Raw genomic sequence first — 16,613 nt, 5'->3', positions numbered from 1 at the left:
GTCCGGGCCATTTTTGTTGCTGCCGATCGGATCAGGCCGGCTGGCTCTGGGACTGGAACAGCTTTCCCCGTTCTGCGATCAGCACGAAGACCAGACCAATGACGCCGACCGAAAAGAACCCGAGTACAAGCGGCAACGCGGTGCCGTTGAAGGCCTGACCAATGGCGCCGCCAATGACGGCGCCACCGGCCGTGCCCATGAAGCCGAGGACGGACGAGGCGGTGCCGGCCACATGGCCGAGCGGCTCCATCGCCAGCGAGTTGAAGTTCGAGCCGATCCATCCGAACTGGAACATCGCCAGCGCGAACAGGACGATGAAGATCGGGAAGGGCACATGCCCCGGCCAGGCCAGCGTGCAGGCCAGCCAGATCGTGTTCACGGTCAGAAAGCCGACCAGCGCCCCATGTGACAGAGGTCGCATGCCGAAACGTCCGACCAGCCTCGCATTGACGAAGGACGAGAGGGCCATGAACGCGGCGACGCCGGCGAACGCGACCGGGAACCACACACCGAGTTCATAGATGCCGACATAGATCTGCTGGGCGGAATTGATGAAGCCGAATAGCGCGCCGAAGATGAAGGTGCTTGCGAGCGTGTAGCAGAGCGCCACGCGGTTCGTCAGCACGATCCGGAATCCTTCCAGGACGGAGGCCGGCGTAAAAGGGCGGACGTCGTCCGGCGCGAGCGTCTCCGGCAGACGAAAGTACATCCAGGCGGCTACCAGGGTCCCGATCACACCCATGAAGATGAAGATCAGGTGCCAGTCGCCGAACAGCATGACGACCTGTCCGGTGCCGGGAGCGAGCACGGGGACGATCATGAAGACCATCATGATCAGCGACATGATTTCCGCCATCGCCCGGCCGCCGAAGATGTCGCGCACGATCGAGACGGTGATCACGCGCATGGCCGAGGAGCCGATGCCCTGCACGAAGCGCAACGTCAGCAAGGCTGCAAAGCTCGGAACGAGCACGGCAACAAAGGAAGAAACGATATAGATGCCGAGGCCGACAAACATGGGAGCCCGGCGCCCGAACCGGTCGGAGATCGGCCCGTACAATAGCTGCGCAATTGCGAACCCGATCAAATAGGCGGAAATGACGTATTGCCGGTGGTTCTCGTTCTCCACGCCGAGGCTAGCGCCGATCTGCTGGAGCCCCGGCAGCATGATGTCGATGGCAAGTGCGTTCAGCGCCATCAGCATCGCCATCAGAGCGATGAATTCGATTTTTCCCATACCGTTCAGGCGCCGGATGGCTTCGGCCGAAAGTGCGCTCATATTGAAAATCCATGTATAAATGAGAGGAGGCGCCGTTGGGAGCGGCGCCTCGATCGATTTCCGGTCTGACTGCGGTCCGAAGGTACCTTACGCGGCGCCCTTGACTGCGATCCCCTGTCCTTCGAGGTGGGACTTCAGTTCACCGGACTGGAACATTTCGCGGACGATATCACAGCCGCCAACAAACTCGCCCTTGACGTAGAGCTGCGGAATCGTCGGCCAGTTGGAGTAATCCTTGATACCCTGGCGGAGGTCTGCGTCGGCCAGCACGTTGATGCCCTTGTAGTCGACGCCGACATAGTCGAGGATCTGCGCGACCTGGCCGGAGAAACCGCACTGCGGAAACTGCGGGGTGCCCTTCATGAAGAGCACGACGTCATTGTTCTTGACCTCGTTGTCGATGAAATCGTGAATGCCACTCATTTCGAATCCCTTTTCTATCCGGGTTCAAGGCCCGAACCGCTGAGTTGCCACTTAAATAGCATGCGCGGGATGAATTTCCATCACCCCGCGTCGATATGTTCCATCAAATCTGCTGATGAACGAGCCCAGGGCTTAAGCGCGGCTGCGCTGCTTGCTGCGGGCGGCGGCGGTCCTGCGCCGGCTGACCTGCTTGCGGGCAGGCCTCGGCTTCAGGGCGGCCTCGACGATGTCCGCTAGAATGCCGCCAGACTTTGTCTTGCTGGTACGACGGCGGGTTCGCCTCGTCTTTGTCCCTCGTACGCCGGATTTGTTCAGCACTTCCTTCAAGGCGCTGCTGACGACTCCGGAGACGAATTCCTCGATCACGCCCGCCATCTTGGCGAACTCACTCCGGTGCCGATGTCTGCAGGGCTAGTGCGTGGAGAACCCCGCCCATGTTGCCCTTCAATGCATTGTAGACCATCTGGTGCTGCTGCACGCGGGTCTTGCCGCGGAAGGCTTCCGCGACAACTTCGGCGGCGTAGTGATCCCCATCGCCCGCGAGATCCCGGATCGTGACCTTGGCCCCTGGAATGCCGGCCTTGATCATGTCTTCGATTTCACCTGGTGCCATGGGCATGTGATGCACTCCCTTATCTTCTATTCGGCGGCAGCCGCTGCATTCGAACTGCCATCCATGAAGTCAGGGAACCACGATTCATGGGTATCGCGCAATCGGTCAATCGGGAGCGCGAGCAGATCGTCGACAACGAGGCTGGTGCCATCAACGGTACCGAGGCGGCGGAACGGTACGCCGGCCCCTTCTGCGTTGGCGCAGAGGAAGTTGGCGAGGTCTGCCGGGATGGTGATGACGTAACGCGCTTGGTCTTCGCCGAAGAGCAGGGCGTGCGCCGGGCCGTTCGCTTCCGACAGGCTGATCTTCATGCCCTTGCCGGACGCCATGGCCATTTCGGCAAGCGCCACGGCGAGGCCGCCCGAGGAAATGTCGTGACAGGCGCTGACCTGGCCGTTGCGGATCGCCGAGCGGATGAAGTCGCCGTTGCGGCGCTCGTCCGCAAGGTCAACTGTCGGCGCCGGGCCGTCGATGATGCCGAGCACGTCGCGCAGGTAGACCGACTGGCCGAGATGCGTGCCGTCGCCGCCGATCAGGATGACGTGGTCGCCCTCATTGGCGCTGCCGACCTTGGCCATGATCGACCAATCCGGCAGCAGGCCAACACCGGCAATGGTGGGCGTCGGCAGGATGGCGACACCGTTCGTCTCGTTGTAGAGCGAGACGTTGCCGGAGACGATCGGGAAGTCGAGCGCGCGGCAAGCCTCGCCGATGCCCTGGATCGCCTTGACGAACTGGCCCATGATGTCGGGCTTCTCCGGGTTGCCGAAGTTCAGATTGTCGGTCGCAGCCAGCGGCTCGGCGCCCGTCGCGGTGATGTTGCGCCAGCATTCGGCGACCGCCTGCTTGCCGCCCTCAAACGGATCGGCCTCGACATAGCGCGGCGTCACGTCGGAGGAGAAGGCGAGCGCCTTGGTCGGATGGCCCTCGACGCGCACGACGCCGGCGTCGCCGCCGGGGACCTGCAGCGAGTTGCCCTGGATCAGCGTGTCGTACTGCTCGTAGACCCAGCGGCGGCTCGACTGGTTCGGCGAGCCGACGAGCTTCAGCAGCGCCAGGCCATAGTCGTCGGGCTCGGCGACCAGGGAGGCGGGCAGGGGCGAGGCCTTGCCGGGCTCCCGCCACGGCCGGTCGTATTCCGGCGCTTCGTCGCCCAACTCCTTGATCGGCAGGTTTGCGACCTCCTCGCCCTGGTGCATGATGCGGAAGCGCAGGTCGTCGGTCGTGTGGCCGACGATGGCGAAATCGAGGCCCCACTTGTGGAAGATCGCCTCGGCTTCCTGCTCCTTCTCGGGGCGAAGAACCATGAGCATGCGCTCCTGGCTTTCCGACAGCATCATCTCGTAGGCGGTCATGTGTTCTTCGCGAACCGGCACGAGGTCGAGGTTCAGCTCGATGCCGAGGTCGCCCTTGGCGCCCATCTCGACCGCCGAGCAGGTCAAGCCGGCTGCACCCATGTCCTGGATGGCGATGACGGCACCGGTCTGCATCAGCTCGAGGCAGGCTTCCAGCAGGCACTTCTCGGTGAAGGGGTCGCCGACCTGCACGGTCGGACGCTTCTCCTCGATCGATTCGTCGAACTCGGCCGATGCCATCGTCGCGCCGCCGACGCCGTCGCGGCCGGTCTTGGCGCCGAGATAGACGACCGGAAGGCCAACACCCTCGGCCTTGGAATAGAAGATGCCGTCGGTCCTGGCGAGGCCGGCGGCAAAGGCATTGACGAGGATGTTGCCGTTGTAGCGCGGGTCGAACTCGACTTCGCCGCCGACGGTCGGCACGCCGAAGGAGTTGCCGTAGCCACCCACGCCGGAGACGACGCCGGAGACGAGGTGACGCGTCTTCGGATGATCCGGCTCGCCGAAGCGCAGCGCGTTCATCGCCGCGATCGGACGGGCCCCCATGGTGAAGACGTCGCGCAGGATGCCGCCGACGCCCGTGGCCGCGCCCTGGTAGGGTTCGATGTAGGAGGGATGGTTGTGGCTCTCCATCTTGAAGACGACGCAGTCGCCGTCATCGATGTCGACCACGCCGGCATTCTCGCCGGGTCCCTGGATCACACGCGGACCCTTGGTCGGCAGCGTGCGCAGCCAGCGCTTGGACGACTTGTAGGAGCAGTGCTCGTTCCACATCGCCGAGAAAATGCCGAGCTCGGTGAAGGTCGGTTCGCGACCGATCAGCGACAGGATGCGCTCATATTCATCCGGCTTCAGCCCGTGGGCGGCGATAAGCTCCGGGGTGATCGGGCGGCTGTTGGAGATGGTCATCGTCTCTCGTCTTGTCCGTAGGAGGGCTTTGCGGTCTCTTTAGCGCATGCGGAAGACCGGCGCGACAGGAAAATGGCCGCCTCAACAGGGAGGCGGGCCGCGGTTTTAGAGGAGTTCGGTCACTCTTTCGACGGGGCGACCCAGGCGGGCGCCCTTCTTGGTGATCACGATCGGCCGCTCGATCAGGATCGGGTTCTCCAGCATGGCGTCGATCAACTCGCGATCGGTGCGGGCAGGGTCCAGAAGCCCGAGCTCCTTGGCGAGTGGCTCCTTGGCGCGCAGGATCTCACGCGGGGCGGCGTCCATGGCGACGAGTATGCTGACGAGTTCCTCGCGCGTCGGCGGGTTCTTCAGATATTCGATGATCTCCGGTTCGTGCCCGGCCTCGCGGATCATCTCCAGCGCCTTGCGTGAGGTCGAGCAGCGGGGATTGTGGAGGATCTGGATCGTCATTGCTTCCTCGGAAAGAAAACAGGCGCCGGAAAAGATATCCCGACGCACTTATTTTTGTAACTCTACGCTGGGCGTTTGCGGAGGTCTAATGGCAGCCCTTGCCGCCTGCCGCCCAACGCTTCACGTCCGTGGCGATCCGCGAAGAGACCGGCTCATCCATCAGTGGCCCGAAGGCGCTGAGCTTGGCCGGTTGTCCCTCGGCCTGCACGACCAGCAGCGGCCGCGATTCCGGGGAACGACGCGGCACCACGAGGATGCGCGGCTTTCCGGAGAACGAGTTCAGTTCAGGCGCGAGGCGATAGGCGGAGAACGCGGCGTCGCCCGACTTAAACCAGCAGCTGTTGGCACCGAGCGCAATCCGCTCCATCGTCGGCAGGGCGGCGGTGCTGGTCTTCGGCGCCGGCGTTGCCGACTGACAGGCGGAAACGATCGCGGCTGTAGCGAGAACAAGCGGAATGAGGGCCTTGGAGGAGGCAAAGGGGCGCATGGCGAGCCTTTCAGACGGGACAGGCGCCCCTGATACGCGCTTTGGGTTAAGCAGCGATTACGTCGAGGGCCGAGGCGAAAAGGCCGCGACCGTCGGATCCGCCGTGGGCAGCCTCGATCAGGTTCTCCGGATGCGGCATCATGCCGAGAACGTTGCCCTTCTCGTTGATCACGCCCGCAATGTCGTTCAGCGCGCCATTCGGGTTGGTGCCTTCGGCATAGCGGAAGACAACCTGACCGTTGGCCTCGATCTTCGCCAGCGTCTCGGCGTCGGCGAAGAAATTGCCGTCATGGTGGGCGACCGGGCAGCGGATGATCTGGCCCTGGCTGTAGGCGCGGGTGAAGTCCGTGTCGGCGTTGGCGACTTCGAGCTTGATCTCCCTGCAGACGAACTTCAGCGAGGCATTGCGCATCAGCGCGCCTGGCAGCAGGCCCGCTTCAAGCAGGATCTGGAAGCCATTGCAGACGCCAAGCACTTTCACGCCGGCCTCGGCCTTCGCCTTGATTGCCTGCATCACCGGCATGCGGGCGGCAATCGCGCCACAGCGCAGGTAATCGCCGTAGGAGAAACCGCCCGGGATGACGATGAGGTCGATACCGTCCGGGATTTCGGTCTCCGTCTGCCAGACGGTGAGGGGGGCTTTGCCGGAAATCTTGGTGAGCGCTGCGATCATGTCGCGGTCACGGTTGAGGCCTGGAAGCTGGACGACGGCTGATTTCATGGGTGTGGCTCAAACTTTGCCTGGGCCTCTGCGAGTTCACGCAATTCGAGGCGGTTTTCGATACGGTCGAGGCGGGTTTCGTGGCGGCTAAGTACGCTGTAGATATTGTGAATATCCTGCTGCACCGAGACCATTGTACCGCGAAGGGCGTTTAGCTCTGCCCTGATCTCGGACTGTCCCTGCTTCAGGCTGTTGGTGTCAGCCTGAATCTTCTTCAGCAATTCAAACATCAACTCGTTGGTGATCTCGGCCACCGCCGCCTCCTTCAACCATCAGGCGAGGGCGATAGTGTAGTTCTCAATCACCGTGTTCGCCAGGAGTTTCTCGCACATGTCCTTCAGCTCGGCCTCGGCCTTGGCCTTGTCGGCGGTCTGGAGTTCCAGGTCGAAGACCTTGCCCTGACGGACATGGCCGACGCCATCGAAGCCGAGCGCGCCGAGCGCGCCCTCGATCGCCTTGCCCTGGGGGTCGAGAACGCCGTTCTTCAGCGTGACCGTTACGCGTGCCTTGATCATGTGTTCCTCTTCAGACGGATGTGTCGTTTCGCCATACGGCCCGGGCGGAACAAAGCCGCCCGCGAAATTACTTGACCAGCACGGGACCGGTGCCGCGGATCGGCTCGTTCTCGTTGATAATGCCGAGACGCCGAGCCACTTCCTGGTAGGCTTCCAGCAGTCCGCCCATGTCGCGGCGGAAGCGGTCCTTGTCCATCCGCTCCTGGGTGTTGGTATCCCAGAGGCGGCAGCTGTCGGGCGAGATCTCGTCGGCGATGATGATGCGCATCATGTCGCCTTCATAGAGGCGGCCGCATTCGATCTTGAAGTCGACGAGCTGGATGCCGACGCCGAGGAAAAGACCGGAGAGGAAGTCGTTGACGCGGATGGCAAGCGCCATGATGTCGTCGAGTTCCTGCGGGCTGGCCCAGCCGAACGCGGTGATGTGTTCCTCGGAGACGAGCGGGTCTTCAAGGTTGTCGGCCTTGAAGTAGAACTCGATGATCGAGCGCGGCAGGACGGTGCCTTCCTCGATCCCCAGGCGCTTGGACAGCGAACCTGCGGCGACGTTGCGCACGACGACTTCGAGCGGAATGATCTCGACTTCCTTGATCAGTTGCTCACGCATGTTGAGGCGGCGGATGAAGTGGGTCGGGATGCCCATCCTGTTGAGATGGGTAAACAGGTATTCCGAGATCCGGTTGTTGAGCACGCCCTTGCCGTCGATGACGTCATGCTTCTTCTTGTTGAAGGCGGTGGCGTCGTCCTTGAAGAACTGGATCAGCGTGCCCGGCTCGGGACCCTCATAGAGAATCTTGGCCTTGCCCTCGTAGATACGGCGGCGACGGTTCATTGATTTTGTCTCTGCAGTTGGCGTCATTGGGTGACGCAGATATCGTTTCTTTCCGGGGTCCTTAAACGAATTGGGCCGCTTTAACAATCGGCCAGTGTTCCGATTCCCTTAATTCCAGGCTTTCCGGCCAGTGCTTGACGAAACGCATTTGCACTTTCGACACGGTTTTGATTTATGGACCGGGAAACCCATCTACAGTGCGTCTGTTATACATATAGGGAGTCGCCATATGACCACCATGCAGGATCGCGAAAAAGGCTTTGAGGCCAAGTTTGCGCTCGACGAGGAGCTTCGCTTCAAGGCGGAAGTGCGACGCAACAAGCTTGTTGGCCTGTGGGCCGCCGGTTTGCTGGGCAAGAGCGACCCTGAGGCATATGCGAAGGAAGTCGTGGCTGCCGATTTCGAGGAAATCGGCCACGAGGATGTGGTGCGCAAGCTGAAGGCGGATTTCGATGCCGCCGGCATCGCAAAGACCGAAGATGAAATCCGCCGCCAGATGCTCGAACTTCTGGGTGTGGCGGTCGAACAGCTTCAGAACGATTAAGGTTGAGGCGTTTCGGCGCTCTTCCCGACAGCGGTTCAACGAAAAAGGGCGCGGCCTCGGCCGCGCCCTTTTTCGTTTAGCTGCCGAGCCTGCGATCAGGCCTGGCCAAAGACACGCTTGAAGATCGTGTCGACGTGCTTGGTGTGGTAGCCAAGATCGAACTTTTCGCGGAGTTCCTCTTCCGACAGCGCGGCCCGCACCTCCTGGTCGGCCAGCAGTTCCTGGAGAAAGTCCTTGCCTTCTTCCCAGACCTTCATGGCGTTGCGCTGGACGAGGCGATAGCTGTCCTCGCGCGAGACGCCGGCCTGGGTGAGGGCGAGGAGAACGCGCTGCGAGTGAACCAGTCCGCGGAACTTGTTGAGGTTCTTCATCATGTTTTCGGGATAGATCACGAGCTTCTCGATGACCCCGGCCAGGCGGTGCAGGGCGAAGTCGAGGGTTACGGTCGTATCGGGACCGATGGCGCGCTCGACGCTCGAGTGGCTGATGTCGCGCTCGTGCCAGAGGGCGACGTTCTCCATGGCGGGGACGACCGACATGCGCACGAGGCGGGCAAGGCCCGTCAGGTTTTCCGTCAGCACCGGGTTGCGCTTGTGCGGCATGGCCGACGAGCCCTTCTGGCCGGGCGAGAAAAACTCCTCGGCCTCCAGAACCTCGGTGCGCTGCATGTGGCGGATTTCGATCGCGACATTCTCGATCGATGAGGCGATGACGCCGAGCGTTGCGAAGAACATCGCGTGGCGATCACGCGGAATGACCTGCGTCGAGATGGGCTCCGGCAGGAGGCCGAGTGCGGCGCAGACATGCTCCTCGACCCGTGGGTCGATGTTGGCGAAGGTGCCCACGGCTCCGGAGACCGCACCAGTTGCGATTTCAACCCGGGCGGCCAGGAGACGCGCGCGGTTGCGGTCCATCTCGGCATAGAAGCGGGCAAGCGTCAGCCCCATCGTCGTCGGCTCGGCATGGATGCCGTGGCTGCGACCGATGCGAACGGTATCCTTGTGCTCGAAGGCCCGCGTCTTCAGAGCCGCGAGGACGCGGTCGAGACCGGCAAGAAGAATGTCGGCGGCACGAACGAGCTGGATGTTGAACGTGGTGTCGAGGACGTCCGAGGACGTCATGCCCTGGTGGACGAAACGGGCGTCGGGACCGACGATTTCGGCGAGATGCGTGAGGAAGGCGATGACGTCGTGCTTGGTGACGGCTTCGATCTCATCGATGCGGGCGACGTCGAAGACGGCCTTGCCGCCCTTGTCCCAGATCGTCTTGGCCGCTTCCTTGGGAATGACGCCGAGTTCCGCGAGCGCGTCGCAGGCGTGCGCCTCGATCTCGAACCAGATGCGGAATTTCGTTTCGGGCGACCAGATGGCGACCATGTCCGGGCGGGAATAGCGGGGGATCATCAGCTTTCAGCTTTCTCTGGGAGGAGTTTAGGCGCCCCTGTATCAAGAAAGGCGGTCAAGCTCAACGCATGGCTTTTGCAAGCCACAGGCTCACGCCTGCAAGAACGGGCAGACCGATCGGAAGGTACAGCCCAAGCCCCATGACGGCAAACTGATAGACGCCGGAAGCGGACGTGCCGACGAACTGGCGGATCCCCATGCTCGACAGGATCGGATGGTGCCACTGGGCGTAGAAGAGCCGGTAGTCCATGGCGAAGAGGAAGGCGGTCATTGCGATCGTGCCCAATGCGAGAAGCGCAAAACAGGCCGCAAAGCGCGTCTCGGTGCGGCCGTTTCGGCTCAGAAGACGGGCGATTGGGATGGCGAACGGCCAGGAAAGCAGACCGCCGGCAAAGAAGAGGATCGCCAATTCCGCCAAGTGGAACGTCTCAAGATGGTTTCGAAGGTAAAGGGACACAACTGCCGAAAGGGACATCAGGACACCCCAGGCAACCGCACCCGCCAGAAGCCTCGGCAGAGGCGGGACAAGCGGAATGGCGGTGGCGCGCGCGGGCTCTTGTCCGGACGCAGAACCTGCGGATGTCGCGTCCGTGTTCATGGCTTCAGCGGCACGGCGAGCCATCGACCGTCGAGGCCCTCGAAACCGAAGCGGAGCAGCATCACAAGGGCCATGTGGATCGTCTGCGATCCACCCTGATGGGTGACGACGCCGGAGATGCGGTATCCGGTCGGGCAGCCCCGGCTCTGCGGGACACGGTCATCGCGATAGACCGTTTCGTTCACCGGTTTGCCTGCCTTTTCGGTGAAGGCCAGTTGAAAGCCTGCACTGCGCTCGATGAGACCCTTGCAGGTGTCCGGCATCGCAGCCTCGGTCTCGGTCAGCTTCAGCGTGTACGGCTGTCCGACCCGCGGTTCTGCGGGAAATTCGTAGTAGCGAATGGAATCCGGCGCCGGACCGACTTCGCTGTAGGGATTGAAGGCGACGAATTGGCCCGGATTGTCGTTCAGGCTATAGCGCGCCACCAAGGGATTGGCTCTGGCTGCGGCTTCGGTCCGCACGCGCCGCAAGCTGGAATCATTTTCCGGTGCCTGGACGCGGATCGGCGTGCCTGAGAGATAGGTGTCTTTTGCCGTGTCGATGAAATAGATATTCGAGTAGGCTGATCCCGATCCGTCCTGGATGCCGAATTCCTCGTAGGCGAAGACGGCGCCGTCGGCGGAGAAGCCGATCGGACGGAATTGCGCGAAATCACCAGCCAATGCGCAGGCCGGCGCAAGCATGGCGCCGGCTGCCAGGGCGGTGATCTTGCCGGATCGTTTCAACCGCGTGCCCCCTCCGCATTCGCGCGCAGAGTGTCAATCGTTTTGCGATAGGCGTCAACATGGCCGCCGCCGAAGATGGCCGAGCCGGCAACGAAGACGTTTGCGCCGGCGGCAGCCGGTCCGGCGATCGTGTCGACGGTAATGCCGCCGTCGACCTGAAGCTCGATCGGACGGTCGGCGATCATTTTCCGGATGCGGGCAATTTTCTGTTCCATTTCCGGAATGAACTTCTGGCCGCCGAAGCCGGGGTTCACGGTCATCACCAGGATCAGGTCGAGCTTGTCGAGGAGATATTCCAGGACGGCTTCGGGCGTGGCGGGATTGATCGAGACGCCGGCCTTCTTGCCGAGCGCCTTGATGGCCTGGATGGAGCGGTCGAGATGCGGGCCGGCTTCGGCATGGACGGTGATGCCATCGCAACCGGCCTTGGCGAAGGCCTCCAGGTAGGGGTCCGCCGGAGCGATCATGAGATGGCAGTCGAAGAAGGCATCGGTGTGCGGGCGAAGCGACTTGATCACATCCGGGCCGTACGAAATGTTCGGCACGAAATGGCCGTCCATGATGTCGAGATGGATCCAATCAGCGCCGGCGGCGACGACGTCGCGCACCTCCTGGCCAAGCTTGGCATAATCGGCGGCGAGGATGGACGGGGCAATCCGGATGGGGCTGGGCATGGCTTGGGCTCCGAGGGCGATAACGTTGGGTGCCCATATCATCGCTTACGGTGCCGGACAACGATGCATCACGCGCGCTCGCGACGGGTGCCCTTAGGCTCCCCGCCAGGCGGGCAGGAAATCGCCCGGCATTGGCGTGGCGTCATGCACGCCGCGGGCGATGGCACGGGCCATGGTGGATGCGGCGGCGGCACACAGCGGGATGAACTCCTCGATCGTAACGGCCTTGCCGCTGGTGCCGGTCGCAATCGCAAAGACGAGGTCGCCATCGAGCGGCGTGTGCGCCGGCCAGAGCGCGCGGGCGAAACCGTCGTGTGCGCTAACGGCGAGCCGCTTGGCCTCGGCCTTGGTCAGGACGGCGTCCGTCGCAATGACCGCGATCGTCGTATTCGTCGGTGCCTCGGCGACCGCGGTGAGTTTCGTGCGTGGCCGACGCGTCTCGTCTGAAAAAACCGCCGGGAATCCAAGGCCGCCGAATTCGCCGTCTTCCTCCAGCGGCGCCGCCCAGAAATGCCGGCTGGAACCCATTGTCGCGGAGCCAAGCGCATTGACGGCGACGAGCGCGCCGACCGTGATGCCGTTTACAAGCATGGTCGAAGCCGATCCCAGGCCGCCCTTGAAAGTGGCGGTCGTCGCACCGGTGCCGGCGCCGGCCGTGCCGGTGGGAAACTCAGATCCGGCGGCCTGTGTCGCCGCATAGCCGAGTTCGCGATAGGGCGGATAGCGCCCCCAATCCTTGTCGCCGCCATTGGCAAGGTCGAACAGGATCGCACAGGGGACGATCGGGACCCGGAAGGGCCCAACGGCAAAACCGCGCCCCTGTTCGCGCAATGCCGCCTGTACGCCGGATGCCGCATCGAGGCCAAACGCGGAACCGCCGGAAAGACAGATGGCATCGATCGTCTGGACGGTGTTGTGCACCTCGAGAAGATCGGTTTCGCGCGTGCCGGGCGCGCCGCCGAGCACCTGTACCGCGGCGACGGACGGCTTTTCGCAGACGACGACGGTGACGCCGGATTTGAGCCGATCGTCAGAGGCGTTGCCGACGCGAAGGCCACCGACGTCCGTGATCAGGTTGCGCGGTCCGGGCTTCATCAGTCACCTTCCAGCTGGATCTCTACGGGTGTGAAGCGGTCCTGCTTCCATTCCATCAGCCGGTAGGGGTTATCGCGCAACTCATGATCCGCACCGAAGCCGATCGGTCCGAGCACCGTGGGAAAGGTGTCGGCCGCGAGTGCAGCGCTCAGCGGTTGTTGGGCCGATATGGCTGCCGCGGCCGCCTTGCCGACGAGCGTCGCAGCGGCATGGGCGGAGAAGACATAGCCTTCCGCGGCGCTCCCCGCGTCCTTCATCGTGGCGGCGAGCGCGGCGCTTTCCGGTGTCGCGCCGTCGATCGGCAGGACGATGGCCTGGGTGCCGTCAGGCAACGGCGTCGCCGCGTCTGCCGCCAACATGGATTCGCCCCCCATGAACGCCAGCGGCAGGTTTTCAGCGCGCGCGTCGCGGACGATGACGGCCATGTCGCCGCGGTCCCCGCCGACGAAGACACGGGCTGCACCCGCCTTGGCGAGGCGGCGCACCAGGCCGATCTGCTGCTCCTGCGCGGGGCGGAAGGTATCGACGAAGACGGGCTTCATGCCCTTCTCCTCGAGCTTCAGGCGGATCGCCTCGACCAGTTCGCGCGCATGGATGGTTCCGTCGTCGATCAGCGCGAACGGCTCGGCCGCCCAGGCGGTTGCGATGACGTCAGCGGCCTTCTGCGCCTCCATGCCAGGCGCCGGCGCCAGCCGGAAAAGCGGCCAGCTCCGCTTCAGCGCGTCTTCCATCAGAACGACGGAGCGCGCCGACAGCGTGATGGCAGGAATGCCCGCCTCCGCCAGCGTCGGCAACGCTGCCTGCAAATCCTCGGTGCAGAGGAAGCCGATGGCCGCGTCTGCGCCCGCAGAAAGGATGCTTTTCGCGATCGCCTCGTCGCCATGCTCGTCGCAGGCCTCGTCGATTTCGACGATCTTGCTTCCGTCCATCGCGGCGGCGAAGCGGGTGCCATCGCGGATCTGCTCGCCGAGAATTGCGAAAGCTCCCGTGTCCGGGGCGACGACCGCAATCGTCGGCCCTGCCGCGGCGGCGTGCGTGGCAAGCGCGAGGATGGACGAGAGGGTAATGGCGAGGCGACGGTACATCAAAAAATCCGGGTCGTGACGAGCAACCTTGTACGAAGGGAACGGTGTCGGTCAAAGCAAAAGATGACGGCGATGTACGGTCGCCCGCGTTCCCGGTCGTAAGTACCGTGCAAAACCCTGGAAAATGTCGTTTTTGGGCTTACATTTTTCTTTATTATTTCCATGTATCCCTTTCCACGAAGGGAGATCGCCGTGTTGGATCGTTTGATGCTGGACCCGCCGCTGTATCGCGACGCCATGAGCCGCTACGCCGGGCACGTCCAACTCGTGACCACCTCTTTTGAGGGAGAACGTCGCGGCGTGACCATCACGGCGGCCTGCTCGGTTTCCGACAATCCGGCGATCGTGCTCGCCTGCCTGAACGTGTCCAATCCGCGCAACGAGATCTTCCGCAAGAGCGGGCATTTCGCGCTCAACGCGCTGGCGGCGGACCAGGTCGAGCTCGCCAATGTCTTCTCCGGCCGTGATCCTGGCATTCCCGGCGACCGCTTCTCGCAGGGACAATGGACGGAACTCGTTACCGGTTCGCCGGTGCTGATCGACGCGCTGGCGTCGTTCGATTGCCGCCTGCTCGAGGTCAAGGTGATGGCGACACACATGATTCTCTTCGGCGAGGTGCTGGGGCTGGCATACGGACCGGAAAAACCGGCGTTGATCTATATGGACCGGGACTACCGCACGCTATAAGTTCTCCTCCAGAGCGGAGGAAGCATGGCAGCCTACAAGAAGGGGACCATTCCCCAGTCGATCGAAGAGACGCTCGATATGCTTGCGGCAGGCAACTACCTGGCCGGGCGATCGCTGGCGACAGTCCTGTTCCTTTCGCTGAAGATGAAGCGCCCGCTGTTTCTGGAAGGCGAGGCGGGTGTCGGCAAGACGGAGATCGCAAAGGTACTCGCCAGCGCGCTCGATCGCCCGCTGATCCGCCTGCAGTGCTACGAGGGGCTCGATGTGTCCTCTGCGGTGTACGAATGGAATTATCCGGCGCAGATGCTGGAAATTCGTCTTGCCGAAGCGGCCGGAACAACCGATCGCGAACGCATCGAGCCCGACATTTTTTCCGATCGCTATCTTATCCGCCGTCCGGTGCTGCAGGCGCTGTCCTCTCCGGACGGGCGCGCACCCGTCTTCCTGATCGACGAACTCGACAGGACGGACGAGGCCTTCGAGGCCTTCCTGCTCGAGGTGCTTTCCGACTTCCAGGTGACGGTGCCGGAGCTTGGCACGATCCGCGCCGCCGAGCCGCCGATCGTCATCATCACGACGAACCGGACGCGCGAGGTGCACGACGCGTTGAAGCGGCGCTGCCTCTACCACTGGGTCGACTATCCCAAGGCGGAACAGGAACTGGAGATCATTCGCCGCAAGGTGCCGGACTGCAACGAAGCGCTGTCGGCACAGATCGTCGCCTATGTGCAGAAGCTTCGCACCTTCGACCTTTTCAAGAACCCGGGCGTCGCTGAGACGATCGACTGGGCGACCGCGCTCACCGAACTCGACCGCACGGCGCTCGATCCGGAAACGGTCTCCGACACGCTTGGCACGCTCCTGAAGTACCAGGACGACATCGCCCGGATCGAGGGTGGTGAGGGGCGGAAGCTTCTGGACGAGGTGAAGTCCGAGCTTCGCGCGGCGGGCTGACCATGATCGAGGCGGCGACAGATGGGCTGGTCATGCCGCCGATGCCGCCGGGCGACGGCCGCTTTGCCGACAATATCGTTCATTTCGCCCGCGCGTTGCGCAAGGCAGGCCTGAGGATCGGACCGGCTGCGGTTGCAGATGCGATCGAGGCCGTGCAGGCGATCGGTATCGGCGATCGGGACGAGTTCTACACCGCGTTGCATTGCACGCTGGTCACGCGCCACGAAGACCAGGCGATCTTCGATGAAGCGTTCCGGCTCTTCTGGCGCTCGCGCGATCTCGTCCAGAAGATGATCGCCATGATGTCCCCCGTCGTCCGAAAGGATGCGGAAAGGGAAAAGAAGAGGGCGGGCGAAAAGCGGGTGTCAGACGCGCTCTTTGCCGGCCGGCAGGATGCGACACGTCCGCGCGACGAGCCCGAGATCGAAATCGATGCGCGTTTCACGACCTCTGTCAGCGAGGCGTTGCGCAAGACCGATTTCGCCCAGATGACGGCAGCGGAACTGCGCGAAGCCAAGCGCGCCATCGCGAGCCTCACGCTGCCGATGGACGAGGTCAAGACGCGCCGCTTCCGCCGCAGCACGCGAAAGGCGATGGTGGATGCGCGGGCGACGATGCGGCAGGCGATGCGCACGGGCGGCGCGCTGATCCTGCCGCGGCATCGGGAACCGAAGATGGTGCACCCGCCGCTGGTGGTGCTCGCCGACATTTCAGGCTCGATGAGCCAGTACACCCGCATCTTCCTGCATTTTCTCCATGCGCTCACAGACCGGCGCCGGCGTGTCCATACTTTCCTGTTCGGTACGCGGCTGACCAATGTGACGCGGCAGATGCGCCATCGCGATCCGGATGAGGCGGTCGAGGAGTGCGCGCGCACGGTGGAAGACTGGTCGGGTGGCACGCGCATCGGTGAGACGCTAAGGGAGTTCAACCGGCTCTGGTCGCGACGGGTACTGGGGCAGGGTGCAATCGTGTTGTTGATCACCGACGGTCTGGAACGGGAGGGGATCGAAAGCCTCGAAACGGAGATGGATCGGCTGCATCGCTCCTGCCGCCGGCTGATCTGGCTCAATCCGCTGCTGCGTTTCGAGGGTTTCGAGGCACGGGCGAGGGGCGTGCGCGCCATGCTCCCGCACGTTGACGAATTGCGCGCGGTGCACAATCTTGAAGCCATATCGGATCTGGTCGCCGCATTGTCCGGCAATGGCGGTAGCCGGGCCGATCCGCGACGATTTCTAGCCGCGCTGAAATGAGGAGGCCG

General features: G+C 63.2%; 21 protein-coding genes. 4 read left to right on the top strand and 17 right to left on the bottom strand.

Features of this window, described 5'->3' with window-relative positions:
- Window positions 1-31: 31 nt before the first annotated feature.
- The 11 genes from J2Y48_RS17980 to purC all read right to left on the bottom strand — a co-directional run bounded on the left by J2Y48_RS17980 (window position 32) and on the right by purC (window position 7,587).
- A complete protein-coding gene (locus tag J2Y48_RS17980) occupies window positions 32-1,237 on the bottom strand; it encodes a multidrug effflux MFS transporter (RefSeq protein WP_310420877.1) in 1,206 nt (401 codons plus the stop codon).
- 129 nt (window positions 1,238-1,366) lie between these two features.
- Window positions 1,367-1,702, bottom strand: a complete 336-nt coding sequence (gene grxD / locus J2Y48_RS17975) for a Grx4 family monothiol glutaredoxin (protein ID WP_310420718.1) — start codon at window positions 1,700-1,702, stop codon at window positions 1,367-1,369.
- Between the two features lie 132 nt (window positions 1,703-1,834).
- On the bottom strand, window positions 1,835-2,077 hold the full coding sequence (locus J2Y48_RS17970) for a hypothetical protein (RefSeq protein ID WP_310420716.1): 243 nt from the start codon (window positions 2,075-2,077) through the stop codon (window positions 1,835-1,837).
- Between the two features lie 10 nt (window positions 2,078-2,087).
- Entirely contained in the window at window positions 2,088-2,321 is a 234-nt protein-coding gene (locus J2Y48_RS17965) for a BolA/IbaG family iron-sulfur metabolism protein (RefSeq protein WP_097140948.1), read from the bottom strand.
- Window positions 2,322-2,341: 20 nt separating this feature from the next.
- The gene (gene purL / locus J2Y48_RS17960; RefSeq protein WP_310420712.1) at window positions 2,342-4,579 is read right to left on the bottom strand and encodes a phosphoribosylformylglycinamidine synthase subunit PurL; all 2,238 of its coding nucleotides are present in this window, start codon (window positions 4,577-4,579) and stop codon (window positions 2,342-2,344) included.
- A 105-nt stretch (window positions 4,580-4,684) separates the two neighbouring features.
- Entirely contained in the window at window positions 4,685-5,032 is a 348-nt protein-coding gene (gene arsC, locus J2Y48_RS17955) for an arsenate reductase (glutaredoxin) (RefSeq protein ID WP_310420710.1), read from the bottom strand.
- Between the two features lie 85 nt (window positions 5,033-5,117).
- Complete coding sequence (locus J2Y48_RS17950; RefSeq protein ID WP_310420708.1) at window positions 5,118-5,519, bottom strand: hypothetical protein; 402 nt, start codon at window positions 5,517-5,519, stop codon at window positions 5,118-5,120.
- Between the two features lie 46 nt (window positions 5,520-5,565).
- Window positions 5,566-6,240 carry a phosphoribosylformylglycinamidine synthase subunit PurQ gene (gene purQ, locus J2Y48_RS17945; protein WP_310420706.1) on the bottom strand — a complete coding sequence of 225 codons (675 nt, stop codon included), beginning with the start codon at window positions 6,238-6,240 and terminating at the stop codon, window positions 5,566-5,568.
- Window positions 6,237-6,494 carry a hypothetical protein gene (locus tag J2Y48_RS17940; protein ID WP_310420704.1) on the bottom strand — a complete coding sequence of 86 codons (258 nt, stop codon included), beginning with the start codon at window positions 6,492-6,494 and terminating at the stop codon, window positions 6,237-6,239. The genes purQ and J2Y48_RS17940 overlap by 4 nt, the downstream gene beginning before the upstream one ends.
- Before the next feature lie 18 nt (window positions 6,495-6,512).
- Window positions 6,513-6,755 carry a phosphoribosylformylglycinamidine synthase subunit PurS gene (gene purS / locus J2Y48_RS17935; RefSeq protein WP_310420702.1) on the bottom strand — a complete coding sequence of 81 codons (243 nt, stop codon included), beginning with the start codon at window positions 6,753-6,755 and terminating at the stop codon, window positions 6,513-6,515.
- Between the two features lie 67 nt (window positions 6,756-6,822).
- On the bottom strand, window positions 6,823-7,587 hold the full coding sequence (purC, locus tag J2Y48_RS17930) for a phosphoribosylaminoimidazolesuccinocarboxamide synthase (RefSeq protein WP_310420699.1): 765 nt from the start codon (window positions 7,585-7,587) through the stop codon (window positions 6,823-6,825).
- Window positions 7,588-7,816: 229 nt separating this feature from the next.
- Here purC and J2Y48_RS17925 point away from each other — a divergent pair, with 229 nt between their 5' ends.
- Window positions 7,817-8,131, top strand: a complete 315-nt coding sequence (locus J2Y48_RS17925; protein ID WP_310420697.1) for a DUF1476 domain-containing protein — start codon at window positions 7,817-7,819, stop codon at window positions 8,129-8,131.
- Between the two features lie 95 nt (window positions 8,132-8,226).
- Here J2Y48_RS17925 and purB read toward each other — a convergent pair whose 3' ends face one another.
- The 6 genes from purB to J2Y48_RS17895 form a co-directional block, all read right to left on the bottom strand.
- Window positions 8,227-9,534: an adenylosuccinate lyase gene (gene purB, locus J2Y48_RS17920; RefSeq protein WP_310420695.1), complete on the bottom strand. Its 1,308-nt coding sequence runs from the start codon at window positions 9,532-9,534 to the stop codon at window positions 8,227-8,229.
- A 61-nt stretch (window positions 9,535-9,595) separates the two neighbouring features.
- The gene (locus J2Y48_RS17915; RefSeq protein WP_310420693.1) at window positions 9,596-10,009 is read right to left on the bottom strand and encodes a hypothetical protein; all 414 of its coding nucleotides are present in this window, start codon (window positions 10,007-10,009) and stop codon (window positions 9,596-9,598) included.
- A 119-nt stretch (window positions 10,010-10,128) separates the two neighbouring features.
- Window positions 10,129-10,857, bottom strand: coding sequence for a DUF2259 domain-containing protein (locus tag J2Y48_RS17910; protein ID WP_310420691.1), 729 nt, complete (start codon window positions 10,855-10,857; stop codon window positions 10,129-10,131).
- Window positions 10,854-11,531: a ribulose-phosphate 3-epimerase gene (gene rpe / locus J2Y48_RS17905; RefSeq protein ID WP_310420689.1), complete on the bottom strand. Its 678-nt coding sequence runs from the start codon at window positions 11,529-11,531 to the stop codon at window positions 10,854-10,856. The genes J2Y48_RS17910 and rpe overlap by 4 nt, the downstream gene beginning before the upstream one ends.
- Window positions 11,532-11,624: 93 nt before the next feature.
- A complete protein-coding gene (locus J2Y48_RS17900; RefSeq protein ID WP_310420875.1) occupies window positions 11,625-12,629 on the bottom strand; it encodes a P1 family peptidase in 1,005 nt (334 codons plus the stop codon).
- Window positions 12,626-13,711: a branched-chain amino acid ABC transporter substrate-binding protein gene (locus J2Y48_RS17895; RefSeq protein ID WP_310420687.1), complete on the bottom strand. Its 1,086-nt coding sequence runs from the start codon at window positions 13,709-13,711 to the stop codon at window positions 12,626-12,628. The genes J2Y48_RS17900 and J2Y48_RS17895 overlap by 4 nt, the downstream gene beginning before the upstream one ends.
- 207 nt (window positions 13,712-13,918) lie before the next feature.
- Between J2Y48_RS17895 and J2Y48_RS17890 the strand changes: the two genes are divergently transcribed.
- Genes J2Y48_RS17890 through J2Y48_RS17880 form a run of 3 tightly spaced genes read left to right on the top strand, consistent with a single transcriptional unit; the run spans window position 13,919 to window position 16,605 of the window.
- Window positions 13,919-14,398, top strand: a complete 480-nt coding sequence (locus J2Y48_RS17890; protein ID WP_310420685.1) for a flavin reductase — start codon at window positions 13,919-13,921, stop codon at window positions 14,396-14,398.
- A 24-nt stretch (window positions 14,399-14,422) separates the two neighbouring features.
- Window positions 14,423-15,352 (top strand): MoxR family ATPase, encoded by a 930-nt coding sequence (locus J2Y48_RS17885; protein WP_310420683.1) that lies wholly within the window; start codon window positions 14,423-14,425, stop codon window positions 15,350-15,352.
- 2 nt (window positions 15,353-15,354) lie between these two features.
- Window positions 15,355-16,605, top strand: coding sequence for a VWA domain-containing protein (locus tag J2Y48_RS17880; RefSeq protein ID WP_310420681.1), 1,251 nt, complete (start codon window positions 15,355-15,357; stop codon window positions 16,603-16,605).
- The last annotated feature ends 8 nt before the right edge of the window (window positions 16,606-16,613 follow it).

Origin of the sequence: Mycoplana sp. BE70 (genome assembly GCF_031455855.1) — a bacterium.
In the GTDB taxonomy this organism is placed as follows: domain Bacteria; phylum Pseudomonadota; class Alphaproteobacteria; order Rhizobiales; family Rhizobiaceae; genus Mycoplana.
The sequence above is the reverse complement of the archived record's forward strand: the minus strand, read 5'-3'. Positions and strand labels throughout refer to the sequence as shown.

Excerpts from the sequence above, each read along its gene's own strand:
- rpe (WP_310420689.1), bottom strand. The coding sequence starts at position 11,531 with ATGCCCAGCCCCATCCGGATTGCCCCGTCCATCCTCGCCGCCGATTAT.
- J2Y48_RS17890 (WP_310420685.1), top strand. The coding sequence starts at position 13,919 with ATGCTGGACCCGCCGCTGTATCGCGACGCCATGAGCCGCTACGCCGGG.
- purB (WP_310420695.1), bottom strand. The coding sequence starts at position 9,534 with ATGATCCCCCGCTATTCCCGCCCGGACATGGTCGCCATCTGGTCGCCC.
- J2Y48_RS17980 (WP_310420877.1), bottom strand. The coding sequence starts at position 1,237 with ATGGGAAAAATCGAATTCATCGCTCTGATGGCGATGCTGATGGCGCTG.
- grxD (WP_310420718.1), bottom strand. The coding sequence starts at position 1,702 with ATGAGTGGCATTCACGATTTCATCGACAACGAGGTCAAGAACAATGAC.
- purQ (WP_310420706.1), bottom strand. The coding sequence starts at position 6,240 with ATGAAATCAGCCGTCGTCCAGCTTCCAGGCCTCAACCGTGACCGCGAC.
- J2Y48_RS17885 (WP_310420683.1), top strand. The coding sequence starts at position 14,423 with ATGGCAGCCTACAAGAAGGGGACCATTCCCCAGTCGATCGAAGAGACG.
- J2Y48_RS17970 (WP_310420716.1), bottom strand. The coding sequence starts at position 2,077 with ATGGCGGGCGTGATCGAGGAATTCGTCTCCGGAGTCGTCAGCAGCGCC.
- purS (WP_310420702.1), bottom strand. The coding sequence starts at position 6,755 with ATGATCAAGGCACGCGTAACGGTCACGCTGAAGAACGGCGTTCTCGAC.
- arsC (WP_310420710.1), bottom strand. The coding sequence starts at position 5,032 with ATGACGATCCAGATCCTCCACAATCCCCGCTGCTCGACCTCACGCAAG.
- J2Y48_RS17915 (WP_310420693.1), bottom strand. The coding sequence starts at position 10,009 with ATGTCCCTTTCGGCAGTTGTGTCCCTTTACCTTCGAAACCATCTTGAG.
- J2Y48_RS17965 (WP_097140948.1), bottom strand. The coding sequence starts at position 2,321 with ATGCCCATGGCACCAGGTGAAATCGAAGACATGATCAAGGCCGGCATT.
- purC (WP_310420699.1), bottom strand. The coding sequence starts at position 7,587 with ATGAACCGTCGCCGCCGTATCTACGAGGGCAAGGCCAAGATTCTCTAT.
- J2Y48_RS17880 (WP_310420681.1), top strand. The coding sequence starts at position 15,355 with ATGATCGAGGCGGCGACAGATGGGCTGGTCATGCCGCCGATGCCGCCG.
- purL (WP_310420712.1), bottom strand. The coding sequence starts at position 4,579 with ATGACCATCTCCAACAGCCGCCCGATCACCCCGGAGCTTATCGCCGCC.
- J2Y48_RS17895 (WP_310420687.1), bottom strand. The coding sequence starts at position 13,711 with ATGTACCGTCGCCTCGCCATTACCCTCTCGTCCATCCTCGCGCTTGCC.
- J2Y48_RS17950 (WP_310420708.1), bottom strand. The coding sequence starts at position 5,519 with ATGCGCCCCTTTGCCTCCTCCAAGGCCCTCATTCCGCTTGTTCTCGCT.
- J2Y48_RS17925 (WP_310420697.1), top strand. The coding sequence starts at position 7,817 with ATGACCACCATGCAGGATCGCGAAAAAGGCTTTGAGGCCAAGTTTGCG.